Raw genomic sequence first — 3,101 nt, 5'->3', positions numbered from 1 at the left:
GACCGGGTCCGCGCCACCGCGCACCAGGGCCTCGCCCTCGTCCAGCAGTGGCTGGCCGACGAGCGGTTCGCCGCGGCCGGGCTGGCCCTGCTCACCAGGGACGCGGTCCGTACCGGCCCGCTCGACCGTCCCGTCGATCCCGCCCAGGCCGCCCTGTGGGGCCTGGTGCGCAGCGCGCGGGCCGAGCACCCCGGGCGCTTCGTCCTCGTCGACGCGCCCGGCAACGGCGAGCCGGCCGACGCCCTGCCCGCGGCGCTCGCCGCCGGGGAACCCGAGCTGGCGCTGCGGACCGGCCCGCCGCTGCTGCCGCGGCTGGTCCGCGGCGGACGGCCGGACGGCACGCTGTCCCTGCCGGACGGCGCCGCATGGCGTCTCACCACCGACGGCCGGGGCTCCGTGGAGGACATCGTGGCGGAGCCCGCTCCCGCGGCCCTCGCCCCGCTGGGCAAGGGCGAGGTGCGGATCGCGGTGCGCGCCGCCGGGCTGAACTTCCACGACGTCATCGCCGCGCTCGGCCTGGACCCCGACCCCGAGCAGCAGGGCCTGGGCAGCGAGGGCGCCGGAACCGTCGTCGAGGTGGGCCCGGGCGTGGACGACCTGGCACCGGGGGACCGGGTGATGGGGATCTTCGGGGGCGCGTTCGGCCCGACCGCCGTCGCCGACCGCCGCACCGTCGCCCGGATACCCGCGGGCTGGTCCTTCGCCCGCGCCGCGTCCGTGCCGGTGGTGTTCCTCACCGCCTACTACGGTCTGTTCGATCTCGGCGGACTGCGGCGCGGGGAATCGGTCCTGGTGCACGCCGCGGCTGGCGGTGTCGGCACGGCGGCGGCGCAGCTCGCCCGGCACGCCGGCGCCGAGGTGTTCGCGACCGCCTCCCCCGCCAAGTGGGACGTCCTGCGGGCCGGCGGACTGGACGACGCGCACATCGCCTCGTCCCGCAGCACCGACTTCGCGGAGAAGTTCCTGACCGCCACCGGCGGGCGGGGGGTCGACGTGGTACTCGACAGTCTGGCGCGGGAGTTCGTCGACGCGGGTCTGCGGCTGCTGCCGAACGGCGGCCGGTTCGTGGAGATGGGCAAGACCGACGTCCGCGAGCCCGAGGCGGTCGCCAGGCAGCACCCCGGCGTGCGCTACCGGGCGTTCGACCTGATGGAGGCCGGTCCGGAGCGCATCGGCGAGATGCTCGCCGAGGTCCTGGGCCTGTTCGAGCAGGGAGCGCTGCGTCCGCTGCCCGTCACCGGCTGGGACGTCCGGCAGGCCCCGGCCGCGCTGCGCTCGCTCGGCCAGGCCCGCGGCGTCGGCAAGAACGTCCTGCTGCTGCCCGCTCCGCCGGACCCCGCTGCCCGCTCCGCCGGACCCCGCAGGGACCGTCCTGGTCACCGGGGCCACCGGCACCCTGGGACGGCTCCTGGCCCGGCACCTGGTCGTCGCGCACGGCACCCGGCACCTGCTGCTGGCGGGCCGCCGGGGCGGGTCCGCCGACGGCATGCCGGAGCTGGTGCGGGAACTGACCGGCCTCGGCGCGTCGGTGACCGTCGCGGCCTGCGACGTCGCCGACCGCGACGCGCTCGCCGCCCTGCTCGGGTCGGTGCCCGCCGCGCACCCGCTGACCGCCGTCGTGCACGCGGCCGGGGTCCTGGACGACGCCACGATCGCCGGGCTGACCCCGGACCGGCTCGACCGCGTCCTGCGGCCCAAGGCGGACGCGGCGCTGGCCCTGCACGAACTCACCCGGGACCTCGACCTCGCGGCGCTGGTCCTGTTCTCCTCGGGCGCCGCCCAGTTCGGCGCGGCCGGGCAGGCGAACTACGCCGCCGCCAACGCCGTCCTGGACGCCCTCGCCGCCGAGCGCCGGGCCGAGGGGCTGCCCGGCCTGTCCATCGGCTGGGGCCTGTGGGAGGAGCGCAGCGGGATGACCGCCGCGGTCACCGCGGGCCGGGGCACCGGGGCGGGCGCGCTGACCTCGGCGGAGGGCCTCGCCCTGTTCGACGCGGCGCTCGACTCCCCGTACGCCTACCGGCTCGCGGCCAGGATCGCCCCGTCCGTGCTGCGGGCGGACGACCGGCTGCCCGCCGTGCTGCGCGGCCTGGTGCGCCCCGCTCGTACCGGCGCCGCCTCCGCCGCGGCACCGGCCCTCTCGGCGGCGCGGCAGCTCGCCGAGCTGCCCGAGGCCGAGCTGTACCGGACCCTGCTCGACCTGGTGCGCGGCAACGCCGCGGCGGTGCTCGGCCACAGTTCGCCGAACCTGATCCGCCCGGCCCGCCCGTTCAAGGACGTCGGCTTCGACTCCCTCACCGGGGTCGAACTGCGCAACCGGCTGATGTCCTCGACCGGGCTGCGGCTGCCGGCCGCGCTCGTCTTCGACCACCCCACCCCGGAGGCACTGGCACGCCACCTCGCCGAGCGGGCCGTCGCCGCCCGCCCGTCGGCCGACTCGGCGGTCCGGGCCGGGCTCGACACCCTGGAGACCCTGCTGGACGCCCTGCCGCCGGACGGCGTCAGCGACGAACTCGCCGCCCGGATAAGGGAAGTGCTGTCCCGCCCGCTGCCCGGCGGGGCGCCGGCGGCCCCCGTCCACCGCACGGGCGACGTGGACGACCTGGCCCCCGAGCTGATCGAGGCGGCCAGCGACGACGAGATGTTCGACTACATCGACCGGCAGTTGGGATCCGCATGACCGGGGCACCGGCTCGCGCCGACCACGAGCCCCGCGCCCTCCCCGCCGTCCACGCGCTCCGCGCAGCCCCGGACGGGACCCGAACAGCCCGAGACGAAAGCAGCGGTGTCCAGTGAGCGACCAGAGGATGCGCGACTACCTCAACCGGTTGGCCATCGACCTGCGGGACACCCGGCAGCGGCTCCGGGAGGCCGAGGCCCGCACCAGCGAGCCGATCGCGGTCGTGGCGATGAGCTGCCGCTTCCCCGGCGGTGTCCGCACCCCGGAGGACCTGTGGGAACTGCTCGCCGAAGGCCGCGACACCGTCTCGCCGGTCCCCGGCGACCGGGGCTGGGAGACCGCCTGGCCCGCCGGCACCGCGGTCCCCGGACAGGGGGCGTTCCTGGACGGCGCGGCGGACTTCGACCCGGGGTTCTTCGGCATC

At 77.3% G+C, this 3,101-nt stretch carries 1 protein-coding gene and 1 pseudogene; both read left to right on the top strand.

Features of this window, described 5'->3' with window-relative positions:
• Positions 1-2,677 (top strand): annotated as a pseudogene (locus VR45_RS40720) (SDR family NAD(P)-dependent oxidoreductase); the annotation flags it as partial.
• Positions 2,678-2,789: 112 nt separating this feature from the next.
• Positions 2,790-3,101: beta-ketoacyl synthase N-terminal-like domain-containing protein (locus VR45_RS40715; RefSeq protein WP_234326678.1), on the top strand; the 312-nt coding region annotated here is incomplete at its 3' end.

Origin of the sequence: Streptomyces sp. NRRL S-495, assembly GCF_000966955.1 — a bacterium.
Lineage (GTDB): Bacteria > Actinomycetota > Actinomycetes > Streptomycetales > Streptomycetaceae > Kitasatospora > Kitasatospora purpeofusca.
Note: the sequence above shows the minus strand (reverse complement) of the source record. Positions and strands in the feature narration are given on the sequence as shown.